Genomic DNA, 23,777 nt, shown 5'->3' with positions numbered 1-23,777 from the left:
GTGCGTCGCGGTGCCGCGATGACGCTGGGAACCGCATAGCACTCAGCGCCACACAGTGGTACCCCCCTCGCAAAGAGCGAACTGCCATGCTCCACATTGCAAGATTATCAGGCCCACCACAGCCCACTCCCCCGGTGACGACTCGCGAGTCTGTTTTCGACACCCAGTGCGAGGATCAAAAGCTGGCAAGGACACATCGCGACTTGTGGCCGCAATTAAACCACCCCAGCACCGCTAGACGGTGCCACGATGTGCACGCCAACGATGACAGCAGAAAGCTCGAACTCAGCCGTGTCGGTGAACACTTCATGAAGGCGCTACCGAACACGGCCGGAAAAGCACAAAGGGCGGCGTTCGCAGTGCTGACTGACACCCTGAAAAATGCGTATGAAAAGAGCCCAACGTTCCGCCGGATTTATAACCATGCCTGGGCGCAAGACCTGCACATGCCGGACCGACGCTGGACGGTCGGCACCCATGCCGAGGCGGCTTTGGCTGACCGGCAACTTGGGCTCGAGCAATTGACTGTTTCTGGCGTGGCGCAAAGTTATCAGTTCGCCCGAGGCACCTACCCTTTGGACCTTCAACGCAGCGTGCTGAATGCGTTGTTGCCAGCGCTGACCGGTTTTATCGTGGAAGAGCTGAATCACCCGCGAGGTCCGATTGTTGAGTACGCCAATATCATCCTGAAAGAAATCGGCCATCCGGCCCCGGCCTGCACTATTCGAACTTTGCCTGTTGATCATCAACGGATATATTCCGTTCCATCGGACAACAGGTTGCGAAGCAGTCTCCAAGCCATCCTGGCCATGCCTACGACTTCTAGCGCTGGCGCGCTGACGACCTTTCGGCAGCGCGCAGAAACCCTGCTGGATCGGGAGGCCGAACGCCGTCTCCAGGGCATTGCCAGCCGGCCACGGAGTGCCAACCCGATACTCGCTAGACGTTCAGCGGACGAATTCGCCGCAGCGCGAACATTTAGCCCGTTGCTCATGCGTTTGCTACGAACGCTCAAGGGTTGCGAAACACCCATGCAAACGTTGTCCTGCATTGCGCAGCAGAACCGTGCACAGTTGATGTTCAAGTACCGCATGGATAAATACCGAGATCCTTTTGCAATGGTGGCCGAGCGCGGCGGCGACTGTGTGTCCTTTTGCAATCTATATCAAATCCTTGGAAAGGCGGTGGGCCTGGCCGAACTGGAGACCGTTCATATTGATCGTCCGTTTGTCTTCCAATTAACTCGCACCGATGAGATTCCGGGGGCGCAGGCTAATCAAAGGCTTGCATTCGCCCGCCACACCATCTTGGCCGTACGTGATGAGCTGGGTAATCAGCGTCACTTCGATCCCGTGTTTGGCTGCGAAGTGGATCCTGCCCACTATGGTGACTTGGCGAGGTATCTTGGAACCGCTTGAAAACGTCGAGGGGTTTCGCGGCGCTCGGGCGAACCATGACGCCACTGAGCCTTCCCGGCGGACGCCTGGCTGTTCGCCCTCCGCTACAAAACCGATAGGGAATCTGGATAAGGACTCCGGCGCCATCCACTGCAACGGACGGCGGGCCTGCGCATCGTCAAAAATGTAGCTGCTTTCCATAGCAAATCCGTAGGCGCCGATAATGACCTTATTAAGCTGCGCCTGCTTCTCGGTAAGATTGGATAACACCTCGTTATACTCATTCTGACTAGAATAATAGCTTATATCTCAGCCACCTCAGTCACCTCGCCTAGCGTAGGGATATTGCGTGTAGCAGAAGAACAATGGACAACCTGGAATGTAGTATTCGATGGGGCAACGGCATTTGCTAATAACATGTTAATGCAAATATCAACGGGAATCATATCATTGACTGCCGCCTTCATCGATACAGAGAAATACCTGATGCCTCCCAGCGCAATAGCCCTTATAAGTGCTGGCAAGGAAATAGAGAAGTTACAGTACACCCACGCACCTGTTACAGATGTGATGCGCGCGACCATTATAGGCAAATGATGATAGCGGTGGTGCAACAAGCGCTCCATTAGATTTTGGAGTAGGAATAGGCATTAGGCCGCTCATTGAGTCTTGCATTACTGTCTGTTTTTACTATCTCGCAAAGTTCGGATTCTGCTGTGGCATCCTGATAAATTCGTTTTTCTATATTTCCAGGTGTCGAGCGATTACACAGCGCCAAATAACTGGATGTTACCAGGAATAAAGCAAGTTTTTTACAGGTAGCTGCCAGGTCAGCCCCATGTAGCGCGGAGAGGGTAAATACGTGACGGAGCTATCGGTATGAGGCCCACTTGGTATGGGTCGTATAATGTGAACTCGAAAGGGCATGGCGGTACGCTCGGAAGGGCTTAAGGTTGAAATGTCCATCTGACGCCCGTCCACGCTCTCAATTTGATGTTTCTACTAGCCAGCCTTTTTCTTTCAATGTGTCAAGGCAATTCTGTGATACATCGTCAGGGGTACCTGAATAGGAATACATTGAGTTACCATTATCCTCCATGCCCGCCCTCTCACATGCTTTATGCATGGCAGATGAAACCACGTTAGAGACAACTACTTTCTCAACACCTAAAGATTTGGCTGAGTCCGCTATATGAAAATGCAGAAGATTGATAAGTCTCATGTTTTGCATTTCGTCGGGCAAGAAAATATCAGAGTATCCAATGGTCGACTGATTTTGATAGTCCGGGTCATGGTTGCAGATATATATGGATTTTGAGAATGGTCTTTGGTTTTTCTGCCCGCCAAGAGAAATTTCGAATATTGCAATGGTATCGTCCTTCGTTTTGGGTAACCTTTTAACAGTACATTGCCCATACTTCGGATGGCTCATTTTATACATTTCCTCACCTAAAACCCCGATTTCAGGAGTCCGGCCAACATTGCTACTTCCCATCGATTGAGTGGTAGGTGAGAAACTCGCAACTGGAAGTTTTCGAGAGTCCAGCTTCGCTGTCATGTTGGAAAAATTAGCCTCCACAAAGGGTGACGCACGTGGTTTGGATCTTGGACCCTCTGGTCTGGCGGGTAACTGCCTCTCGCAGGACCGGGCTGGTGGGCTTGTGGGCTCGGCCCGCAGATCTATCTGTTGCTGCGACGCCACGTTACTGGCAACGTTAATTATTCCTGGAAGCGAAACACAGTTCCCCATCAATACAGACCTTTCTTCTGTGGGCCGCCGCGATAAAGCGGACCCTGCCCTTCCCCCACCCTCGGGCTGGAACATCGACTTATTCAACTACGCCCAAGGGGATGTCGCCCGTATTACCTGTACTGGCGACACCCAGGCCCTCACCGGCGGCTTCGACATCCGGTTGACGAGTGCGACGGGTCAGCTCGTTATAACGACGATTCAGATTCGCGCCCGTGACTCTTGCATAGTCAGCACCTTGAGCACCCAGCCTGACGCCCTCTTCGATACCTGCCTTGCCTGCTTTGATACCTGCTTGACCCACTTTGATACTCTTTTCAATACCCGCTTGGCCCACTTTTTTACCCGCGTCGATACCTGCGTTACCCATTTGGATACCCATCTTTGCGGCTGCGGCTGGCGCGCCCTTCACATCATTCTTGAGAAACTTCTCGGCCTTGTCCGCCACAGGGTCGGTTACGACGCCCAGCGCAGTCCAACCTGCGAAAACGCCCGCGGACAAGACAGTGTTGGTTAGTTGGCTGACGGCCTCCTTGGCCACCGGGTGCTTTACAAGGCCGGCAAGTGCTCCTTGAGCCATACCGACAGCGGCGAATCCAGCGGACAAACCGATTCCGTTTTGGGCAAGAGTCGTGGCCGTAGCAAGACCTCTGAACGCGCTTGCTCCGTCGGTTAAAGCGTCGATGGGCAGGCCCGCCAGACGTTTCGCAGCATTGAACGCGACGCTGGATACACTGGCGTCCTTGAGGGCTTTGTAAGTGTCAAGCCACTCTGTTTCATCGGCCATATCTTTTTTTGGTTGCGCATCCTTGCGACCAAACAGAAAGGCCGCGCCCCTGAGCGAATCACGCTGTTCAGTCGTGTGTATCCGGTTGCCGTAGGCCGCGTTGGCCGCCGCGCCCAACGCCACAACGAGATTGATGTCCATCGCGCCTTTAGCCAAAGGCGCGGCATATTCCATGAGCGTGCCCACACCGGTACGGACCGCATTGCGTACCGAATAACCCTGAATGCCAATACCGTGGTCCAGGACTTTTTGCTTTTTCCCGGGATCATTGTTCTTGAGCGAATGCGTCATGGCATCATGCAACTGGTCCGGCGACGCTTTGAGGTAATGGGCATTGCCGGTCACCTGGTTCATTATGCCGTTCCCAACGGTATCCATGACCCCGAAAACTGCCCCTGGAATAAAGGGCTTCAGAGACTGCAGGTCGGTAGGTAGCCACTTGCCTTCACTGATGAGCGGTTTCATGTATAGCAGTACTGACGCCGCCGCAAACGGCGTAGAACGCAAAGCGCTCGACGCGTTGGTCGAGATCCGGTCCAACATGGGAGCTTTGCCCAGCGTGGCCCTGATGTCGGCGGGGGTTTCACCGATCTCTTGCAGTTTGGCTGCACGGCTATCGATCAGGCTGTCGATTTGCGCGTTGTGCGTTTCAACACCTTTGTTGTGTTCGGTGATGCGATCAAACTCTGCGGGTGTCGCGGGGGATCCGGGGGGACCGTGAGGGGTGGGCTCCTGTCTATGACTATCAAACACCTCTTTCATGACGTCCTTGATGTCCGCAAGTCGCGTGGCTGCTTGTACCTGTTCAACCGATGTGGTCGAAGCAGTCCCATGGAGACGGCCAGCGGCTGATGGAGAAGCGTCTTGTACCTGCTGGAGGCGCGCCAATGAGGGGTTCGGTTGAATGGTTAGCGACATAAGAAATCCCTTTTTAAATCGTAAAGTAAATGAAGGGTGCAACTGTGTGGTCCGAGGCGCAGGTTGGTTCCCTGAAGAGGTGGAGTTGGACTCACGCAAAAGGATCCATCTGCCGCTTCAACTGCTCGCGTGCCCGTGACAGGCGCGAGCGCACCGTACCGATGGGCACGCCCAGCGACGTCGCTGTTTGTTGGTAATTGCCATCCATTTCCAGCGCCACCTCGATCACCCGCTGCATATTCGAGGACAAGCATCCAATGGCCTCGACTGCCCGCATCAACTGCCGGTGGCCGTCTACCTGATGACCAATATCGCCTTCACCCTGGCTGCTAATCTCGGAGTGCATGTGGTCGTCCCAGCTTTCCTGATAAGGCTGGCGGTACATACGTCGAAAGTAACTACGGATCAGGTTCAGTGCGATACCGCACAACCAGGTCTGTGGCTTGCTGGCGTGTTGGAACTTGTGCTCGCAGCGCAGCGCTTCAAGGAAAGTGCCCTGCAGAATATCGTCGACATCGTCGGGGTTCATCACGCGTTTGTGAATGAACGCTCGCAGCATCTGCACCTGGTTACTCGTGAGTTGATGAATGCCGGCTTGCGGAGTGGGCGTGGATATCGAGTCACTGGGGAACATGGGGCTTACTCTTATAGAGAAGTGTCCAAGTCCCATTGCGATATGTATGCCAGCCGAAAAATAATAATAACTAATTGATTTTAAACGTTTAAAAAAACACTAAAACTTCCCTCCGTGCAAAAATTTGCGCAAAACCCTCTGTGACACGACGGCGATTGGCACAAACACAAAGGCCGTCAGCGGCATGGAACCAGAACACCACCGTGGCCCACTCAGAGCACATGACAACGCTCAGACGCGCCCTATGAAAATCGTCGCCCCTCCTTCGGTCCAGCCGTTGCATACACCCGTGGTCGCGCCGACGAAGACCGCCCCGGCGCCCACACTTGCACCCTCTACCGGCGGCACCACGGCTCAACAGGTAGCGCGATTCGCCACGGCGGTGGTGCAGCAGAGCAAGACCCTGAGCCAACGCGACCTGCTCGCCAGCAGCAATGCGTTGCAATCGCGCGCGGTCAAATTGAGCGAGCTGTACCAACAGCTGACCGGCGCACATGAACAAGGCCTCGATTCCGCCGCGCGAGCGCTGCGCAAACAATTGCAAAACCAGAAGCCGAGCCTGGCGATGGTGATGGCTTTCGCCGGCGATGATGCCGCCAAAGCCCATGTGATGTTGCAGGCTGCAGTCAGACAGACTCGCAATGAAGGTGCCACGGGGGAGCATGTAACGCTTGCGCAGCAATTGAACCTGCTGCGCAGAAAGTTCGGCACGCACAGCCGCGGCGGTATCAACAGCGCCAAGGCCTTCGCCCGTTCGAAGCTGGACCCGCGTCGGCGCGGCACCCTGCGCACGCTCTACAGTGACGCGGTGACGGGTCAACAAAACATTGCCGGGCTGATCGACGCGCTGATGAGTGAGCAAGAAGAACCTGGCCAATTCGAACTCACATTGCGCGACATGCGCAGCGCCATCGCCGATGACCTTGGCGCACTGACACCGTCGGCCTCCCAGCAACAACTGCGCACACTCATGCATGGCCTCAACACCGCACGGCATGTCGGCACCTTGCTGCGTGACTGCGAGCATCTGTTGGGGCGCATGCGCGGCAAGAATCCCGAGTTAAAAGTCAATCCGCCGGCCTTCCTCAAGCACCTGCTGACGCTGTCCGGCAAGGGCATGAACCTGAACGAGACGTTGCAATTGACCCAGCACATCGGCGGCAAGCAACTCAAGCACCAACTGGCGTTTCTCAACGGTCTGCGGCCCATGCTGCAGCAACTGCCGATCCTGATCTGGCGTGACATAAAAAGCCGGCAGAACGCGCTGGGCAACTTGCTCATGCTCATGGCCGAACTCACACAGCAGGAACAGAACCAGGGGGGCATTGCCTGATGGACAAAGTCATCAATCTGTTGAATCAGCTCGCTCTGGCGGCCATGCGTCGCTCGGAAGTGGTGGGCGCGTTTGTGGTCATCGCCATCGTGTTCATGATGATTACCCCGCTGCCCACGTGGTTGGTGGATGTACTGATCGCCATCAACATCTGCATCTCTTGCCTGCTGATCATGCTGGCTATGCACCTGCCCCGGCCGCTGGCGTTCTCGACCTTTCCGGCGGTACTGCTGCTGACCACCATGTTCCGCCTGGCCTTGTCGATCTCCACCACGCGCCTGATCCTGCTCGACCAGGACGCCGGACACATCGTCGAAGCCTTCGGGCAGTTTGTGGTGGGCGGCAATCTGGCGGTGGGTCTGGTGATCTTTCTGATCCTCACCGTGGTGAACTTCATGGTCATCACCAAGGGTTCGGAGCGAGTGGCCGAGGTGGGTGCACGCTTTACCCTGGACGCCATGCCCGGCAAGCAGATGTCCATCGACAGCGACCTGCGTGCCAACCTGATCAGTGTGCACGAAGCCCGTACGCGACGTGCCGAACTGGGCAAGGAGAGTCAGCTGTTCGGGGCCATGGATGGCGCCATGAAATTCGTCAACGGCGACGCCATCGCCAGCCTGATCATCGTCGCCATCAACATGATCGGTGGTATCGCCATCGGTGTGGTGCAGCACGGCATGACCGGCGGTGACGCCCTGCAGCTGTACACCGTACTGACCATTGGCGACGGCCTGATCGCCCAGATCCCCGCGCTGCTGATTTCGGTCACCTGCGGCATGATCATCACCCGCGTGCCCAGCGGCGATCCCGTGCCAGCCAACATCGGCCGGGAGATCGCCGAGCAAATCACCAGCCAGCCCAAGGCCTGGATTATGGCTGCGGTGGCCATGCTGGGTTTCGCTGCGCTACCGGGCATGCCCACGGCGGTGTTCCTGGTGATTGCGTTCATTTGCGGCTGTGGCGGCCTGCTGCAACTGCAGCGAGCCAAGCCCGGGACGGATCAGGAAGAGCCCGCTGCAGTAACCCCGGAAATGAACGGCCGCGAAGATTTGCGCACCTTCTCGCCCAGCCGCCAGTTCGTGCTGCAGTTCCATCCCGAACAGGACACGGGGCAAGTGGCAGCACTGGTCAGCGAAATTCGCCAGCGACGCAACCGCCTGGTGGTGCAATACGGCTTGACCCTGCCCTCCTTCATCATCGAGCGCGCCGCCCACCTGGAACCCGACGAGTTCCGCTTCTCGGTCTACGAGGTTCCGCTGCTCAAGGCCACGTTCACCCAGACCCACGTAGCCGTCGACGTCGGGGCGCTGCCCGAATCAGCCGTATCCGGCAGCGTCGACCGCCAGGAGGGTCAGTGGGTGTGGATGCCGAGCGACACCCCGCTCCTTCAGGACAACGCCATCGACTCGGTCAGTGCCATGACCCTGATCATCGAACGCATGGAGCGCGCACTGCAGGCTTGTGGCCCGCAATTCATCGGCCTTCAGGAGACCAAAGCGATTCTGGGCTGGCTGGAAACCGAACAACCGGAACTTGCCCAGGAAATGCAGCGCGTGCTGCCCCTGGCACGCTTCTCGGCGGTGCTGCAACGCCTGGCCTCCGAATGCGTGCCGCTACGGGCCATCCGCGTGATCGCCGAAACCCTGATCGAACACGGTCAGCATGAGCGGGAAATCACGGTGCTGACCGACTACGTGCGCATCGCCCTCAAGTCGCAGATCTTTCATCAATACTGCGGGCCCGAAGGTCTGCTGGTCTGGCTACTGACGCCGGAAAGCGAAGGCATCCTGCGCGATGGCCTGCGCCAGACCCAGACCGAGACCTTCTTCGCGCTGGAGAACGAAACCAGCCAGTTACTGGTGCAACAACTGCACATCGCCTTCCCCCTGCGCTCATCGGAACAGGCCGTACTGCTGGTCGCCCAGGACCTGCGCAGCCCGCTACGCACGTTGTTGCAGGAAGAATTCCACCATGTGCCGGTGCTGTCCTTCGCCGAAATCAGCAACACCTCCCAGGTCAAGGTCATGGGTCGTTTCGATCTGGATGACGACCAGCAACCCCTGGATAACGAGTACGCCGCTTGATCACCTGGAGAAGACCAGATGTTTGAATTACGGGTATTGAGCGGACTGCATCAAGGTGCGGCGTTGCCACTGATTGGCGAGCAATGGCTGATCGGCGCCGATGCGGCGCAGGATCTGGCACTGTTTGACCCCGGCGTGGCCAGCCTGCACTGCCGCCTGCAACGTGTCGGTGAAGGCTGGACCCTGAACGCGGAGGACGGCGTTGTATGCGACGAGCAAGGGCATGCGCATCCGGTGACAGCGTTGACGCTCAACCGCAACTTCACGCTGGGCTCGGTATGGCTGTGCCTGGCCGCGGCCGAAGATGCCTGGCCCGCAGTACCTGCACTCAACGCCGCCAACCCGCAGAACGATACCCAGGCACCGCCGTCACCCGACGCCCCGCAACGGGCGAAAGCCACCACCCGTTCACGGGTGTTCAATCGCGTCAGCGGGGTGATCATCGGTCTGCTGGTCGGCATTGTCGGCAGCGCCTGGAGCTTGACGCGCGCGCCCACATCGGTGATCGAGCCGGTCGCGACCTCAGACGCCAAAACCATGGTCCCGTCCGGCAAACGTATCCCTCTGGAAAACGCCGAGGATGCGCGGCGCCAGCTCAGCACCATGCTCAGCGAGCGCATGCTCAACGACGTCAGCGTGCAGCAGACGCCTGAAGGCATGACGGTGAGCGGCAACCTCAAGGAAGAATCGCTGCTGGTGTACCAGCGCATGCTGCAACGCTTCAAGGACCGCTTCGATTCACCCGTGGCATTGATCGACAACGTCTCCACGTCTAGCACCGGCCTGCCTTTCGTGATCGTGCAGATCATGTCTGGCCCGCACGCGCATCTGGTGACCGCCGATGGCCACCGGCTGTACATCGGCGACGAGTTGCAAGGGCTGCGCCTGACGCGCATCGATGATCAGCGCATCGAGTTCGATGGCGACCGTCATTATGAGTTGCGCTGGTGAACGCGGCATTGGCGCAATGGAAAGCCGGGCATGCCGCTCGGCTGGCGAACTTTTCTGCGGTGACCGTCAGCGGCCGGGTCAGTGCGGTCAGCGGCATTTTGCTGGAGTGCCAGATTCCCGCGGCGAGGATCGGTGACCTGTGCGAAGTGAGCAAGGCCGACGGCAGCGTCATGCTGGCCGAGATCGTCGGGTTTACCACGCAATGCACCCTGCTCAGCGCCCTGGGCACCCCGGATGGTATTCAAGTCGGCGCGCACATCCGCCCGTTGGGCATCGCTCATCGCATCGGCGTGGACGATAGTCTGCTGGGCAGCGTACTCGATGGCTTCGGTCGTCCGCTGCTGGGTGACGAGACCGGTGCCTTCGCAGGCCCCCATGACCGTCGCGTCACGTTGCCGGTGATCGCCGATGCCCTGCCACCCACCCAACGCCCGCGCATCACCCATGCGTTGCCCACCGGCATCCGCGCCATCGACAGCGCCATGCTGCTGGGCGAGGGCCAGCGCGTCGGGCTGTTTGCCGGTGCCGGCTGTGGCAAGACCACGTTGATGGCCGAACTGGCCCGCAACATGGGGTGCGATGTCATCGTGTTCGGCCTGATCGGCGAACGAGGCCGCGAGCTGCGCGAGTTTCTCGATCATGAACTGGACGAAACCCTGCGTCGACGCTCGGTGCTGATCTGCGCCACCTCCGACCGTTCAAGCATGGAGCGCGCCCGGGCCGCATTCACCGCCACTGCCATCGCCGAGGCCTACCGGGCCAAAGGGCGCAAGGTGCTGCTGTTGATCGATTCCCTGACCCGCTTCGCCCGTGCTCAACGGGAAATCGGTATCGCTGCCGGCGAACCCTTGGGCCGCGGCGGCCTGCCGCCATCGGTGTACACCTTGCTGCCGCGTCTGGTAGAGCGTGCCGGCATGAGCGAAACCGGCTCGATCACCGCACTGTACACCGTGTTGATCGAGCAGGATTCGATGAACGATCCGGTGGCCGACGAAGTGCGCTCGCTGCTGGACGGCCACATCGTGCTGTCGCGCAAACTGGCCGAACGCGGGCACTACCCCGCCATTGATGTGCAGGCCAGCATCAGCCGGGTCCTCAGCAACGTCAGCGGTCGTGAGCATCAGCAGGCCAATAACCGGTTACGCCGCCTGATGGCATCGTATCGCCAGGTGGAAATGCTGCTGCGCCTGGGTGAATACCACCCCGGCAGCGACCCGGTCACCGATTGCGCCGTTCAACTCAATGACTCCATCAACGCCTTCCTGCAACAAGACCTGCGCGAACCGGTGCCGTTGCAGGCCACCCTGGATGCCCTCATGCACCTGACCTCGCAATTGCCGGAGTAGCCATGGATGAAGAATTGGAAGTCGATCCGCAACGCTCTGAGCTGGAACGATTGATCTGTGTACTGACCCCCTTGCGCGAGCATCGTCAGGCCAGTGCCGAGCGCGCACAGCGCCGGGCTCAGGCGGAACTGGCGATGATGCACGATCAGTTGGCCCAGGCCCAGGCATTGTTGGTCCAGGAACGAATCAATCAGCGCGAACGCCGTCAAGACCTGGCCGACGCTCACCTACAACAAACCCTGACGCTGACCGAGGTCGATCGCTGGCACGACAAGGAGCGTCACATGCTCGACCGGCTGGCTAAAGTCCGTCAGGACGTCGATCAGCAATGCCTGCAAATCGATGCACAACAGACCCTGCTCGAACAGGTTCGCCAGACCGCCAAGGCGCGCCAGCGCGCGGTGGAAAAACTGGCCTGCCTGAGCGAAGCCATCCATGAAGAAGGTTAAGCCTCAATGAGCGCACCCATCAAATCCGCCCCGGCACCAACACCGCAGCCCAAACCTGCGCCGCGTATAGCCGCGCCCGCCGATCGTCCGGGCCCCGGAGAATCGCGCCCCGCCTCCCAGTCGACAGCAAGGCGTGGTGACACCGATCGGGCTCGTGCCGCGTGGCAGAGCCAGGCAGCGGACACACCGATGGCCACCGATGGCCTGTTCTTTTCTCAGTTGCTGGTGCCACCGGTGGGCGAAGAGCCCAGCCATTCCGGGTTCGGTGGTGGCAGCAGTTTCAGCATACGATTGCCGACAGAAGGTATTCCCGCACAATTGATCGACGAGTTGGCGCAGCAACTGCCAGCTCAGGCCGGGCAGCCCTTCAGCGTCACGCTATTGATGCCCAATCTGGGCAAGGTGCACGTCAAGGCCAATAAGCGCGACAGCCATTGGGACATCGAACTGGGTTTCGCCCGCCCCGACATATTGGCGCGCCTTCAATCTCGCCAGGACGCGTGCGAGGATGCACTGACTCAGGCGCTTGGGCATGAAGTTCAGCTGTCGCTGCATGACGACTTCTACTCATGAGCGCCTTGTCCTTGCGGCGAGTCGACCATCGGTTCGCCCAGGCCACGCGTCAACTGGGTCAGGGCCTGACACTGGGCTTCAGCGCCCAGAGCCTGATGGGCGAGTTGACGCTGCGCCCGGTGACGCCTGGCACTTTTGCGAGCAACGACGGGGTATGGCTGCGCAGTGCTGTCGGCCTCTTGCGCCTGAGCGACGCCAGCGCGGTGCTCAGTCTGCTGGGTAACGCGCCTGCGGTGCTGCAAGGCACGCACCAGCCCTGGTATTGGCAGTTTCTGAACCAGCAATTGAGCGCCCCGATCGCCGCGCTGCTGGCACCGATCGAACCGGTCGAAGAGGACACCTGCGAGTTCGCCGCCGTGGTGCACTGCCGACTTCAAGTCCGCCTGGGTGATGAGTCCGTCCACGCGCGACTCGCCACTGACCCGGACACCCTGCTTCGCCTGTTGAGCGCCGCGCCCTGGCAGGCACATCAACCACCCTTGCCCGATGACTGGCAAGTCCCCCATCCGCTGGTCATCGGCCAGTTTGCCCTGACCCTGGAGCAGTTGGCGTCCTTGCGCCCGGGCGACGTGGTGCTGCCCGAACACTGCCATTTCGACAGCGAGGGCAACGGCCGCTTGGACCTGGCGGGCCGACACTGGGTGGTGGGCATCGAGGCCCATGCCCAACGACTTTTTTTGCGACTGAGCCATGAGGAAGACTTTCAAGATGGGCGATGACGATCTGTATCAGGACGAGCTTGAGCTGTTGCCCGACGAAAGCGACGTGCAGGAACTGGAGCACGAATACGATGAGGAACAGGACGCAGCCGAGCATGTATCCGAGTTGCCGGAATCCGACACCACCGCGCCGGATCCGTTGGAGCAGATGCCTCTGGAGCTCACCCTGCGTTGCGGCAACCTGACCTTGACCCTGGGCGAACTGCGGCGCCTGGCTTCAGGCACGGTGTTGGAAGTGTCCGGTATCACACCGGGCCATGCCACGTTGTGCCACGGCGAGCGAGTGGTCGCCGAAGGCGAATTGGTGGATGTGGACGGGCGCCTCGGCCTGCAGATTACGCGGATGGCGTCCTGACATGGTCATGGACGGGGTTAACCCCATTGTGCTTGCGCTGTTTCTCGGCGCGTTGTCTCTGGTCCCTTTTCTGCTGATCGTCTGCACCGCTTTCTTGAAAATCTCAATGACCTTGCTGATCACCCGCAACGCCATCGGTGTGCAGCAGGTTCCGCCGAACATGGCCCTGTACGGTATCGCCCTGGCGGCGACGATGTTCGTCATGGCGCCGGTCGCCCACGAGATCCAGCAGCGCGTGCACGACCGTCCGCTGGAGCTGGGCAGTACCGAAAAACTCCAGGCCAGCGCCGACACGGTCATCGCGCCGCTGCAGCGTTTTATGAGCCGCAACACTGACCCGGAAGTGATCGCCCACTTGCTGGACAACACCCGGCGCATGTGGCCCAAGGAAATGGCCGACAAGGCGACCAAGGACGATCTGATGCTGGTGATTCCGGCGTTCGTACTGTCCGAATTGCAGGCCGGTTTCGAGATCGGCTTTCTGATCTACATCCCCTTTATCGTCATTGACCTGATCGTCTCCAACCTGCTGCTGGCGCTGGGTATGCAGATGGTGTCGCCGATGACCATTTCACTGCCGCTCAAGCTGCTGCTCTTCGTGTTGGTGGAAGGCTGGACCCGCCTGCTCGACAGCCTTTTCTATTCGTATATGTGAGGTTGCCGTGGAAGCGCTGGCATTGTTCAAGCAAGGCATGTTTTTGGTGGTGATCCTCACGGCCCCGCCCCTGGGCGTGGCCGTGCTGGTGGGCGTGCTGACCTCGCTGCTGCAAGCACTGATGCAGATTCAGGACCAGACCTTGCCATTCGGCATCAAACTGGCGGCGGTAGGCCTGACGCTGGCCATGACCGGACGCTGGATCGGTGTGGAATTGATCCAGTTCATCAACATGGCGTTTGACCTGATCGCCCGGACCGGAGGCGGACACTGAATGCCCTTCGACGCCCAAGGCCTCTTTGAACTCCTGTTGGGCATGGGCCTGGGCATGGCACGCCTGCTTCCGTGCATGGTCCTGGTACCGGCCTTCTGTTTCAAATACCTCAAGGGCCCGTTGCGCTATGCCGTGGTGGCCGTGGTGGCGATGGTGCCGGCACCCTCGATCGGTCGGGCTCTGACTATACAAGGCGATGCCTGGTTCGCCATCGCCGGTCTACTGATCAAGGAAGCCGTGCTGGGCACCCTGCTCGGCCTTCTACTGTATGCCCCGTTCTGGATGTTCGCCTCGGTGGGCGCCTTGTTCGACAGCCAGCGCGGCGCACTCAGTGGTGGGCAGATCAACCCGGCGCTGGGGCCCGATGCCACGCCAATGGGTGAGGCGTTCCAGGAGATGCTGGTCATGTTGGTGATCCTGTCCGGCGGTCTTTCGCTGATCACCCAGGTGATCTGGGACAGCTACATCGTGTGGCCACCCACAGCCTGGTTACCGGGCATGACCGTGGAGGGTCTCGACACGTTCCTCGAACAACTCAACCAGACGCTGCAACACATGATGTTGTATGCGGCGCCTTTTATCGGTCTGCTGTTATTGATCGAGGCCGCCTTGGCGATCATTGGTCTGTACGCGCAACAGCTCAACGTCTCGATTCTGGCCATGCCCGCCAAAAGCATGGCGGGTCTGGCCTTCCTGCTGATCTATTTGCCCACGCTGCTGGAGCTGGGCGATGGGCAATTGCACCAACTGTTGGACCTCAAGCATTTAATGCGGCATTTGGTGCAGGTGCCATGAGCGAAAAGACAGAAAAGGCCAGCCCCAAGCAGCTTCGCGATGCCAGGGAAAAGGGTCAGGTCGGGCAAAGCCAGGACCTGACCAAACTGCTGGTGCTGATGGCAGTCAGCGAAGTCACCCTGAGCCTGGCAGATGAGAGCATGGCGCGTCTGCAATACCTGCTGTCGCTGTCCCTGAATCAAGTAGGTCAGCCCTTCCTGCATTCGCTCGCACAAATCGCCAGCGAGGGGATCACCGTGTTGATTGGCTTCATCCTCAGCAGTGTCGGTGTGGCGATGTTGACGCGACTGGTGGGCAGCTGGATGCAGATCGGTTTTCTGTTCGCACCCAAAGCCTTGAAACCGGACCTGGCCAAGCTCAATCCTTTTGCCCATGCCAAGCAGATGCTGTCCGGGCAGAACATCACCAACCTGCTGCTGAGCATTCTCAAGGCCACGGCAATTGCGACGACTCTGTACGTGCTGATCAAACCTTCACTGAATACCTTGATCCTGCTGGCCAACTCGGATCTGACCACCTATTGGCACGCACTGGCGCAAGTATTCCGGCACATCCTGCGCGTCACCCTGGGCCTGCTGTTGGCCATTGGTATCGTCGACTTCGCTCTGCAAAAATATTTCCACGCTAAAAAACTGCGCATGAGCCATGACGATATCAAGAAGGAATACAAACAGGCCGAGGGTGACCCTCACACCAAAGGGCATCGCCGCCAGTTGGCTCATGAGCTCTTGAACCAGACTCCCACGACGCCACGCAAGCCGGTGGAGGACGCCGACATGCTGGTGGTCAATCCTACCCACTATGCGGTGGCGTTGTATTACCGGCCGGGTGAAACACCGCTGCCATTGATTCATTGCAAAGGTCAGGACGACGATGCCTTGGCCCTGATCGAGCGCGCCAAACGCGCGAAAATCCCGGTCGTCCAGAGCGTGTGGCTGGCGCGCACGCTGTACAAGGTCAGTGAAGGCCGGCACATCCCACGCGCCACCTTGCTGGCGGTGGCGCACATCTATCAGGTGGTTCGCCAACTCGACGAAATCACTGATGAGGTGATCAGGATAGAGGAGTCCTGACGCGGGTCATCAAGCTGTAACCGGAAGGCGGTTTACTGGTTTCAAAACCGCCACGGACTCCGAACCATGAATTTACCTTTTCGGCCGTCCCTCGATACGCCGGTAAAATCGCTGATCGATCCGCTGGCACGGCCCTGGCTGCAGAGCGCGGCGTTGCACTTGCGGCTCTCGGCCGCAGAGGCGAGAAACTTCGCCAACAGCGGCCTGTTGCAACTACCTGGCTTGGCCATCCAACTGCAACCCTGGCGCGACACGCCTCTGCCCCAATGGCTCGCACTCGGTTTACTGCCTCGCCCGAACGATGTATCACCGTTGCTCTGGAACGAACTGCTGTTGCGCGGTAACTGTGCCATGAGTGCCATAGGTGCGTGCGCCGCCGCCATCGATGAACGAGGCCATGGGCTGCTAGTCAATCGACTCAGCATGCAACCCTATTCCGACACCACCCAGCTGGGCGAGGCGCTTGCTGTGCTGATCGCGCTGGCCGAAAGCCTGATCGCCGGCGCCACCGCACTCAGCGCCGGGCCCACTCGCGCCGAGTTACCGGCCGAGCCGCCCTCCACGCCTGCGCTGCTGGCGTCCAGCAAGGCCGCCATGGCCCACAGCTGGCATCGATCCTTGCTCGTTCAGGCGCTGCAACACCTGGGCAACACCACGCCAGTGCAGAGCATCGACACCGTCGGGGTGATTCGCATCGGCAAACAATCCCTGGAAATCATTGCCGACAGTGACGAGCGCCACCTGCTGGTCAGTACCGCTATCAATAGCCCGCTGCACAGCAGCAGCCAACGCATGCTCGCCCTGCGCGCCAACCTGGAGTTGATGACATTGACCGGCTGCTCGGTGGCGCTGGCACCTCAAGGCGCCTGTCTGCAGTCGCGGTGGGATTGCAAGGGTCTGGATGGTATCGCCCTGGGCGACTGGCTGGGTGATTTCGCCCAGTTGGCCGGCGCTATGGGTACCCGTCCAGCGCCGTCGTCCGTCACCAGGTCCAGGCTATGAGTGATCGGATATCGGGGCCTCCCGCGGGCACGTTCCACACACCCGCCGTTGAAATGACCGACCGTGCCGGCCAAGCGTCCGCGCTGGAGCAAGGCCTACCGCCCAGAGCAAGACCCGGGATGCAAGCGCGTGCCACACAGGCGTTCGCCGGTTTGAACCAACGTTTTCACCGCGACTACCTCGCACCGACCCTGCAATCGGTCGCCCGTCACAGCGTCGAGCTGCGTGATCAAACTGTCCGGCTCGGCACCGCCGCGGGCCAAAGCCTCAAGCACGGCGCGGCGCAAAGCTGGAGCGACAGCGTCGCCAACCTGCCCTCTGGGCGCGCTACCCTGGCAGCGGTCGGCCAGACCCTGCAACAGGTGGCCACCTGCGGTCTGCCCACCCTCGCAAGGGAGGTGGCTTTCATGCACGCCTACAACCTTCTGGCCAACAGCATTGCGCAGAAAAATCCGGGGGCGGCACTAGGTCTGCAGGCGGTCGTTTCCATGGCAAGCATCGCCAGCCATGTCTACGTACGTCATCCACGCATGGATCGGCTGGGTGCCGACTCCACGGTGGCGGTGCGTGGCCATTTCGGCTTGAGCCCGCAAGACTGGAACGCGAAGTTACCCGCAGAGCGCGAGCAGCTGAGTGACCGACAACAACAGGATTCACGCAACGTCACACGCAACCAAGTGGTTGCCGAAGTGGTGTACCTGGGCATCGCCGCCATGGGTGTTGCACGGGGCGATGGCGCCCTCAGTGCGCGGGTGATCGCGACCCAATTGCGTCATTTCACTTACGCCGTTTCACGCGAAGGCATGCAGGCCAGCCTCAGCATGACCGGCATCGATGGCGGTAAAAAAACCCACGGGGTCAACGAAGACAACATGGCGACCATGAGCTGGATCTACGGCGCCATGACGCTGGCCATGGGCTTTGTCCAAGACTCGATCAGCCGGGACCTCTTGCCGGCGGGCCAGACCTTGTCCAGCCCGGCCCTGACCGATGCCCATCAACAGCCCTTGCTGGGTTTGGCACTGGCGAAATCGATCCTGTTGCTGGCCGGAACACGCTCGGGTTTCAACACCCTAGTCTCGATCATGGATGGGCACGTGTCCAAACATCTGGACGCCAGACAATCGGGCGCTACGCAAAGCTTCCAGCCCAGCCTTCCCCTCAAGGACTATGGACGCATACTCGATCAGTCGCTGGCCCGCATGAGCTGGACCAGCCTTGCCAGCGCAGCCAACATGGCCATGGGCGAACTCGTTGCACGGGATATTGTGTCGCCAGCGCTGGGGAGCTTTCTGGGCAACGGGGCGACGGCGGCCGCTATGGGACTGGCCTACCGCACCATCAACCAGACCTTCCAGGCTCATGCTGCGGTGCGCAAGGCCATCGACAATCCGCCGGTGCCAGACTGATCAGAGGCAGATGTCATTCAAGTGATCGAGGCCCGCCAGCATCAATTGATGCTGGCGGATATCGTCCAGCGTCGCCACCGAACCCGGCACACTGGGCGCCGCATGCCAGACGACGAAATCGCGCTGCACATCGAGAAACAGGAAATAGTCATTGAACAACTCCGCCTGCGAGAAACGACGCTGCAACGCGTCACGCAACTGCTCGGGCCGCAACGTCCGGCCCTCAATGTGTAGGGCAATACCCCAGTCGTGATGCTCGGCGCGACTGACAAACGTTACGCCCGTGGCCACCGGCCAGATAGCGGACTGCTGCGCCTTGACGTGGGCATAAAAAGTATCCTTTTGCGTAACCTGAATCATGGGGCTCAATCCTTCAACTGCACGACGGTGAAATCCAGCTCATGGTCCCGGTCATCCAGGCCCTGGCGCATGTCCGGTGGCCACCAGATGACCAGTTCGCGATCGGAAGAATCCGGTCGCATACAAGCATCCGGCGAACAGCCCGAATGACTCGCGCAGCCCGCCAGCACAGCCAGCAGCGCAAAAAGAGTCACGTACAGACGGGGCGTCATTGGCTTAGGCTCTTGAGTAGTGAAGGCCTGGCCTTCATCGCTTTTTTTGATACCTGAGGCTGGCGCAACGCGATATACACCTCGCTTTCCTCACCGGGTTGCAGCCAGGCATGTGGCCAGGCACTCACGCCCATGACCCAACGGCCACCGCAACGACCTTCGTCGATACGCAACGGCTTGAGGGTATTGTTGCGGGCCACCACCACCGCCACGCCCCAATCCTTTTGCACAAACCATTGCGAACGCTGGCTGTCCAGAGTCAGGCCGTTACCCGGGTCGCACAGGCTCTCGGTCGCGAATGGCAACGGCGTACCGGTAGCAAACCCGTTGGGCGTGACGCCATCGAGCAGCTGCGTGAATACCTGCTCGATATCACCGCGTGTCGGCTGGGTGCTGCCATCGCGGCGTGCGGCTATTTTTTTCATCTGGGCATCCAAATCATGAGGATTGCCGTTCTCCACGTAACGCGACGGATTGACCTGGTCGCCAATCAGGCGCGGTGTGAGGATAAACAGACGCTCGCGCTGGTTCAGCTCGCGACTTCGCGATTGAAACAACAGCTTGCCAATCCAGGGAATATCCCCAAGCAACGGAATCTTGTTGACCTTGTCACTGGCCTCCAGTCCATGGAAACCACCAATGACCAGCGAGCCATGTTCGGCGATCACCGCCTGGGTGCTGACATTGCCCTTGCGCACGCTGGGTTGCTCTTTATTGATTTTTGACATATCGATCTGACCATCCTCGATATCGATGATCAATTGCACCTGGGACTTGCCATCACTGTTCACCGAACGCGGTATGACCTGCAGGCTGGTACCGGCGGTAATGGGTTCGATAGTGGCCACTCGCTCCGACGTCGCGGTCAAATACTCGGTGCGACTGAAGTCGATCACCGCAGGCTGGTTCTCCAGCGTCAGGATCGAGGGGTTACCGATCACCGATGCCGAACCGTTGCCCTCCAGGGCTTTGATGTCGGCGGAAAACTTGCCGGCGTCCTGAATGAATAGCGTCGAGCTGCCGCCTTGCAACAGGTTCGCGCCGCCACTGACGCCGCCTGCCTTGAAATTCCAGCGGCTGGACAGATCGGCCAGTTCATTGCGATCGATGTCCAGAATGACCGCGTCGATCTCGATCAGGTTGCGCGGTACATCCAGCTGCTTGACCAGTTTTTTGTATAGTCCCTTGCGCTTGGGCAGGTCATAGATCAGCACCGCATTGTTGCGCACATCGGCGCTGACACGGATACGCGATTTTTCCGATTTGGCATCACGGTTTTTTTTACCGCTGCCCCCCAGCACTCGGTCCAGCCCTTGTTGCAGGGCACCCGTGTCCAGCCCGCCGTAGGACAAGCCCGTCGAACTACCCCCGGCTGCCGCGCCTCCCTGTCCCTGAGTCAGGTTGACGCCATTGATTGATTCGCCACGCGAACGGCTTTCCAGCAACTCCTGAAGAATGCTGGCAACCCCGGCCACGGCCAGTTGCTGGTCACGGTAACGAATGGTCCGGTCGGCCGCATTGGCGTACTTAAGGGGGAAAGCCAGGATATCCTGCTTCTCGGCCTTCTCCGGCGCCTCGATTTTCGTGCTGTAGCCGCGCACGAACTCCACGTACTTGGCCGGCCCGCGCACCAACACCACGCCTTCGTCCGGCAAAGCGCCCCAGCCAAATCGAGGGTCCAGCAAGCCGACATCAGTCAAGGCGCTCTGCAGGTCATCCACCGCATCGGGCGAAACCTCCAGGCGCGCCGAAGTCTGCTCGTTGGTGGGGCTCACATACAGCGTTTCGTTGTAGACGAACCACTGGAAGTGGTGCTCCTGTCCCAAGCGATCAAGGAACTCCTGAGGGTTCTGGGCGCGGAGGCGACCGTCAAGCGTGCCCTCCATGACGGGCATATCCAAGCCCATTCCGAATTCCTTGGCGAAACCGCCCAAGACCGTGGCCAGGTCCGTCTGCTGGGCATCGTAGGCGTAGGCCGTGTGCGTCCATGCTTTGGGCACTGCGGCCCATACCGGGGCAGTCATTGCTATCAACAACAAAGGCAACCACATGCAGGCCTTGCGCCTTGCAACATTCACTGAATTCCATCGATGATTGCTTTGGTGATGCCGTGCTTGGCGCGCAATCCTTCATTCATCAGGGTCGTCGCGGTGGCGACCTTTTGTGAAGCATCGTTAAATGCCTGCATGTCTTCAGGCGATGCGCTGTCCGATGCGTCCATGGCGGCATCGTCCATCTCGGTATGGGCTCGGGTGAACGAGCGATCAAGATGATGTTGCAAGGTTTTGAATTCGATCATGTCGAGACGCTCCATCAGAAGGATTGAATCCTGAGTGGAGCGAAGCGCCCGTACGGTTCCATCGTCGACATCAATCGCCTTGGGGGAGCAAACCTCGACGCAGGCTCCGCCAATCGATATCGAACGCTCCGTTGGCATGACTCAGGCGCAAGGCATCAGGGGGCATCGAAGTGTCACCCTTGAGTTGCCAATGGTCGGCGAAGCGACTATCGGCCAGCCATTCACCCAAAGGCTCGAGTATTTTCGGATGACAACTCAGGGTTCCTGCGGTCTCGACCACCTGACTGGCCGCGAGATTGCGCGCCAGCGCACGGATGCGTTCGACCAGCGAGGTTTCGTCCAGCAGGCGCTCCAGCGCCAGGTTGAGCAGCTCTTCGGCCGACGCCAGCGCGTCGCGCTGAGACGCCACGCGCTGTTCTTCAAGGGATTGCAGGAAGCCATTGGCGGTGTCCCAGAACTCGGCCAACGCCTGATCGAGTAGACCCTGGGCATGCTCCTGCACCTGAGCCAACAGTTGGTCGGCCTGAAAACGCGCCGTGTCGAGCACTTCACTGGCCAATTGGGTGTCGGCCAGATCCTCACGGCGCACTATCGGTTCGGCGAGGACGGCGGCCGATCCCAGCGAAAGTCGGCGTTTGACTAGCATGGGAGTGATTCCTGCCGCAGGTTCATGGTGCGCCGACCCGCCAGAGGATGGCCTGCCACAGTGTCTGGAGTTTGTTATCGGGCATGTCGCCAAACGACTCGGCTACCTCACCGGGAGCCCAGGCCAAGCGCAGCCGCGACCAACACGCCTGGCCCAGCCAGGCACCGAGCAACGGCCGCACGTCTGTCACCGCCGGGTCGAGCCAGAACCCGGGACGCAACGCCTTGGCCAGCCCCTGGCACCACAGAGTGTCGGAGTCATTGGCGCGCGATGGCGGATCAACGGGCGCAAAACAGATCCGCTGCGCCAAAGACAACGCCAGTTCACGCTGCATCGGGCTCAGCGCCAGCCAATGCATCAGGTGTTCGCAGGGCTCCGGCGGCTGGCAGGGCACAATGCCGACACTTTGCAGGAATTCGCCATGGCGGCTTCGCATCAAGGCTTCACAGTCGCTGCTCAGCAGCCCGCTGGTCGCGGCAAATTGTGCCTTCCAGTCGGGATGAGCCCACGGCCATGCCGAACACCACCACTGCACCCATTCATCCCTGATATCGGGCCGTGTCATGTCCGCGCCGGCAGTGTCGAGCCTTTGCCAAATCGCTGCCGGATATGCTGTCGAATACGCTGCAACAGCGCCTCGCGCCAGTCAGCACGCAGACCCAAGGTCAGCGCGGCGATCAGCATCAACAGCACAACAGGCAACACCCAGGCCACGCCTTTCCAGAAGCCAAGATTCTGACTGTCGAGCAAAAAAGGGCCGAAATTCACCAGCCGCTCGGTGTCCTGAAACTCCGCTGCAGGCACGAACACAATGGCGAGTTTTTTCGAATCCAGGGATTCCCCGGACATGCCCGGAATACTGCTGGCCACCATCTGCTGGATCCGGCCACGCACACTGTCAGAATCAAGCGCCGTCGTATGTTTGATAAACACCGCAGCCGATGCCGGCTGCACCGGTTCACCGGGTGCAATGCGTTCGGGCAATACCACATGAACCCGGGCGACAATCACCCCGTCGATCTGCGACAAGGTCGCTTCCAGTTCCTGAGACAGCGCATAAATGTAGCGCGCACGCTCTTCAAGCGGGGTGGAAATCACCCCTTCCTTCTTGAAGATTTCACCCAGGCTGGTCCGCGAATGCCTGGGCAGCCCGGCCGCTTCGAGCACGCGCACGGCCCGATTGATGTCGCTGGAGGCAACGACAATGGCCACGCCGGCTTTTTCCGCGCGCTTGTGAGCATCGATATGCTGATCGGCAAGCTTGGCCACCACGTCATTGGAGTCCTGTTCGGACAAGCTGCCGAACAGATCGGTTTCATCGCTGCAACCACTGAGCAGCAGGACGCACAGCAACAGGCTCGCGCCAATAATTTTCACGAAAACCTCTACTGCAGATTGGTCAGCTTATCGATCGCCTGAGCGCTCTTGCTCACCACCTTGGTGGTCAGGGCCATTTGCAGCGAGTATTGCGACAGCGATTGGCTCATTTGGGCCAGGTCCATCGGGTCGCTGGAAGACGACGCGGTTTTCATATGGCGCATCGTTTGCTGCGAGAGCTTGCTGGTGGACTCCAGACGCTCGGACAGTGCACCCGCGACCTCATCGCTCAGATGACTGGACATAGGCGCGGCATCGGGACCCATGGCGGAACTGAAAAGGTCGACGTCCGCCTGGGAAGGACTGGTCACCAGACTCTGCTCCATGTCCAACGATGGGGCTTTAACGGTGTTGACAGTGGAAATGGTCACATGAACTC

26 protein-coding genes and 1 pseudogene are annotated in these 23,777 nt (G+C 59.6%); 15 read left to right on the top strand and 12 right to left on the bottom strand.

From position 1 onward, the window contains the following. Positions 1-86 precede the first annotated feature (86 nt). Positions 87-1,418 carry a PipA/GogA/GtgA family type III secretion system effector gene (locus tag RGU44_RS06385; protein WP_322216229.1) on the top strand — a complete coding sequence of 444 codons (1,332 nt, stop codon included), beginning with the start codon at positions 87-89 and terminating at the stop codon, positions 1,416-1,418. A 604-nt stretch (positions 1,419-2,022) separates the two neighbouring features. Here RGU44_RS06385 and RGU44_RS24950 read toward each other — a convergent pair. From RGU44_RS24950 to RGU44_RS06370, 4 genes and pseudogenes are all read right to left on the bottom strand, one after another. After that, positions 2,023-2,253, bottom strand: a pseudogene (locus tag RGU44_RS24950) (SDR family oxidoreductase); the annotation flags it as partial. 129 nt (positions 2,254-2,382) lie between these two features. Then, positions 2,383-2,955, bottom strand: coding sequence for a hypothetical protein (locus RGU44_RS06380; protein ID WP_322216227.1), 573 nt, complete (start codon positions 2,953-2,955; stop codon positions 2,383-2,385). Positions 2,956-3,226: 271 nt separating this feature from the next. After that, the gene (locus RGU44_RS06375; RefSeq protein WP_322216225.1) at positions 3,227-4,852 is read right to left on the bottom strand and encodes a type III effector; all 1,626 of its coding nucleotides are present in this window, start codon (positions 4,850-4,852) and stop codon (positions 3,227-3,229) included. A gap of 91 nt (positions 4,853-4,943) precedes the next feature. Then, on the bottom strand, positions 4,944-5,486 hold the full coding sequence (locus RGU44_RS06370; RefSeq protein WP_322216223.1) for an RNA polymerase sigma factor: 543 nt from the start codon (positions 5,484-5,486) through the stop codon (positions 4,944-4,946). 244 nt (positions 5,487-5,730) lie between these two features. Between RGU44_RS06370 and sctW the strand changes: the two genes are divergently transcribed. The 14 genes from sctW to RGU44_RS06300 all read left to right on the top strand — a co-directional run bounded on the left by sctW (position 5,731) and on the right by RGU44_RS06300 (position 18,504). Beyond that, positions 5,731-6,819 carry a type III secretion system gatekeeper subunit SctW gene (gene sctW, locus RGU44_RS06365; protein ID WP_322216221.1) on the top strand — a complete coding sequence of 363 codons (1,089 nt, stop codon included), beginning with the start codon at positions 5,731-5,733 and terminating at the stop codon, positions 6,817-6,819. Further along, positions 6,819-8,903 (top strand): type III secretion system export apparatus subunit SctV, encoded by a 2,085-nt coding sequence (gene sctV / locus RGU44_RS06360; RefSeq protein WP_322216219.1) that lies wholly within the window; start codon positions 6,819-6,821, stop codon positions 8,901-8,903. Before sctW ends, sctV begins: the two co-directional genes overlap by 1 nt. Before the next feature lie 18 nt (positions 8,904-8,921). Then, positions 8,922-9,854: a type III secretion system inner membrane ring subunit SctD gene (gene sctD / locus RGU44_RS06355; protein ID WP_322216217.1), complete on the top strand. Its 933-nt coding sequence runs from the start codon at positions 8,922-8,924 to the stop codon at positions 9,852-9,854. Then, a complete protein-coding gene (locus RGU44_RS06350; protein WP_322216215.1) occupies positions 9,851-11,200 on the top strand; it encodes a FliI/YscN family ATPase in 1,350 nt (449 codons plus the stop codon). The genes sctD and RGU44_RS06350 overlap by 4 nt, the downstream gene beginning before the upstream one ends. A gap of 2 nt (positions 11,201-11,202) precedes the next feature. Then, positions 11,203-11,649: a type III secretion system stalk subunit SctO gene (gene sctO / locus RGU44_RS06345; RefSeq protein WP_322216213.1), complete on the top strand. Its 447-nt coding sequence runs from the start codon at positions 11,203-11,205 to the stop codon at positions 11,647-11,649. A gap of 6 nt (positions 11,650-11,655) precedes the next feature. Continuing rightward, positions 11,656-12,222 (top strand): flagellar hook-length control protein FliK, encoded by a 567-nt coding sequence (locus tag RGU44_RS06340; protein ID WP_322216211.1) that lies wholly within the window; start codon positions 11,656-11,658, stop codon positions 12,220-12,222. Further along, positions 12,219-12,941 carry a type III secretion system protein gene (locus RGU44_RS06335; RefSeq protein ID WP_322216209.1) on the top strand — a complete coding sequence of 241 codons (723 nt, stop codon included), beginning with the start codon at positions 12,219-12,221 and terminating at the stop codon, positions 12,939-12,941. Before RGU44_RS06340 ends, RGU44_RS06335 begins: the two co-directional genes overlap by 4 nt. Further along, complete coding sequence (locus tag RGU44_RS06330) at positions 12,931-13,296, top strand: FliM/FliN family flagellar motor switch protein (RefSeq protein WP_322216208.1); 366 nt, start codon at positions 12,931-12,933, stop codon at positions 13,294-13,296. The genes RGU44_RS06335 and RGU44_RS06330 overlap by 11 nt, the downstream gene beginning before the upstream one ends. Before the next feature lies 1 nt (position 13,297). Then, complete coding sequence (gene sctR / locus RGU44_RS06325; RefSeq protein WP_322216207.1) at positions 13,298-13,951, top strand: type III secretion system export apparatus subunit SctR; 654 nt, start codon at positions 13,298-13,300, stop codon at positions 13,949-13,951. A gap of 7 nt (positions 13,952-13,958) precedes the next feature. Next, a complete protein-coding gene (sctS, locus tag RGU44_RS06320) occupies positions 13,959-14,225 on the top strand; it encodes a type III secretion system export apparatus subunit SctS (protein ID WP_322216206.1) in 267 nt (88 codons plus the stop codon). Next, positions 14,226-15,020 carry a type III secretion system export apparatus subunit SctT gene (sctT, locus tag RGU44_RS06315; RefSeq protein ID WP_322216205.1) on the top strand — a complete coding sequence of 265 codons (795 nt, stop codon included), beginning with the start codon at positions 14,226-14,228 and terminating at the stop codon, positions 15,018-15,020. Continuing rightward, positions 15,017-16,093 (top strand): type III secretion system export apparatus subunit SctU, encoded by a 1,077-nt coding sequence (gene sctU, locus RGU44_RS06310; RefSeq protein ID WP_322216204.1) that lies wholly within the window; start codon positions 15,017-15,019, stop codon positions 16,091-16,093. The genes sctT and sctU overlap by 4 nt, the downstream gene beginning before the upstream one ends. A 66-nt stretch (positions 16,094-16,159) precedes the next feature. Then, complete coding sequence (locus RGU44_RS06305; RefSeq protein ID WP_322216203.1) at positions 16,160-17,095, top strand: CesT family type III secretion system chaperone; 936 nt, start codon at positions 16,160-16,162, stop codon at positions 17,093-17,095. Continuing rightward, complete coding sequence (locus RGU44_RS06300; protein ID WP_322216202.1) at positions 17,092-18,504, top strand: hypothetical protein; 1,413 nt, start codon at positions 17,092-17,094, stop codon at positions 18,502-18,504. The genes RGU44_RS06305 and RGU44_RS06300 overlap by 4 nt, the downstream gene beginning before the upstream one ends. Here RGU44_RS06300 and RGU44_RS06295 read toward each other — a convergent pair whose 3' ends face one another. From RGU44_RS06295 to sctI, 8 genes are all read right to left on the bottom strand, one after another. Continuing rightward, positions 18,505-18,864 carry a type III secretion protein HrpV gene (locus RGU44_RS06295; protein WP_322216201.1) on the bottom strand — a complete coding sequence of 120 codons (360 nt, stop codon included), beginning with the start codon at positions 18,862-18,864 and terminating at the stop codon, positions 18,505-18,507. A gap of 5 nt (positions 18,865-18,869) precedes the next feature. Beyond that, complete coding sequence (gene hrpT, locus RGU44_RS06290) at positions 18,870-19,076, bottom strand: HrpT family type III secretion system protein (protein ID WP_322216200.1); 207 nt, start codon at positions 19,074-19,076, stop codon at positions 18,870-18,872. Beyond that, the gene (gene sctC / locus RGU44_RS06285) at positions 19,073-21,127 is read right to left on the bottom strand and encodes a type III secretion system outer membrane ring subunit SctC (protein WP_322216199.1); all 2,055 of its coding nucleotides are present in this window, start codon (positions 21,125-21,127) and stop codon (positions 19,073-19,075) included. The genes hrpT and sctC overlap by 4 nt, the downstream gene beginning before the upstream one ends. A 23-nt stretch (positions 21,128-21,150) precedes the next feature. Then, on the bottom strand, positions 21,151-21,375 hold the full coding sequence (locus RGU44_RS06280; RefSeq protein WP_322216198.1) for a type III secretion protein: 225 nt from the start codon (positions 21,373-21,375) through the stop codon (positions 21,151-21,153). Positions 21,376-21,445: 70 nt separating this feature from the next. Next, entirely contained in the window at positions 21,446-22,021 is a 576-nt protein-coding gene (sctL, locus tag RGU44_RS06275; protein ID WP_322216197.1) for a type III secretion system stator protein SctL, read from the bottom strand. Positions 22,022-22,043: 22 nt separating this feature from the next. Further along, complete coding sequence (locus RGU44_RS06270; RefSeq protein WP_322216196.1) at positions 22,044-22,586, bottom strand: type III secretion protein; 543 nt, start codon at positions 22,584-22,586, stop codon at positions 22,044-22,046. Further along, positions 22,583-23,398, bottom strand: a complete 816-nt coding sequence (gene sctJ, locus RGU44_RS06265; RefSeq protein WP_322216194.1) for a type III secretion system inner membrane ring lipoprotein SctJ — start codon at positions 23,396-23,398, stop codon at positions 22,583-22,585. Before sctJ ends, RGU44_RS06270 begins: the two co-directional genes overlap by 4 nt. Before the next feature lie 8 nt (positions 23,399-23,406). Next, complete coding sequence (gene sctI, locus RGU44_RS06260) at positions 23,407-23,769, bottom strand: type III secretion system inner rod subunit SctI (protein WP_322216192.1); 363 nt, start codon at positions 23,767-23,769, stop codon at positions 23,407-23,409. Positions 23,770-23,777 lie beyond the last annotated feature (8 nt).

Origin of the sequence: Pseudomonas sp. 5C2, from assembly GCF_034314155.1 — a bacterium.
Lineage (GTDB): Bacteria > Pseudomonadota > Gammaproteobacteria > Pseudomonadales > Pseudomonadaceae > Aquipseudomonas.
This window is presented reverse-complemented; position numbering and strand designations above follow the sequence as displayed.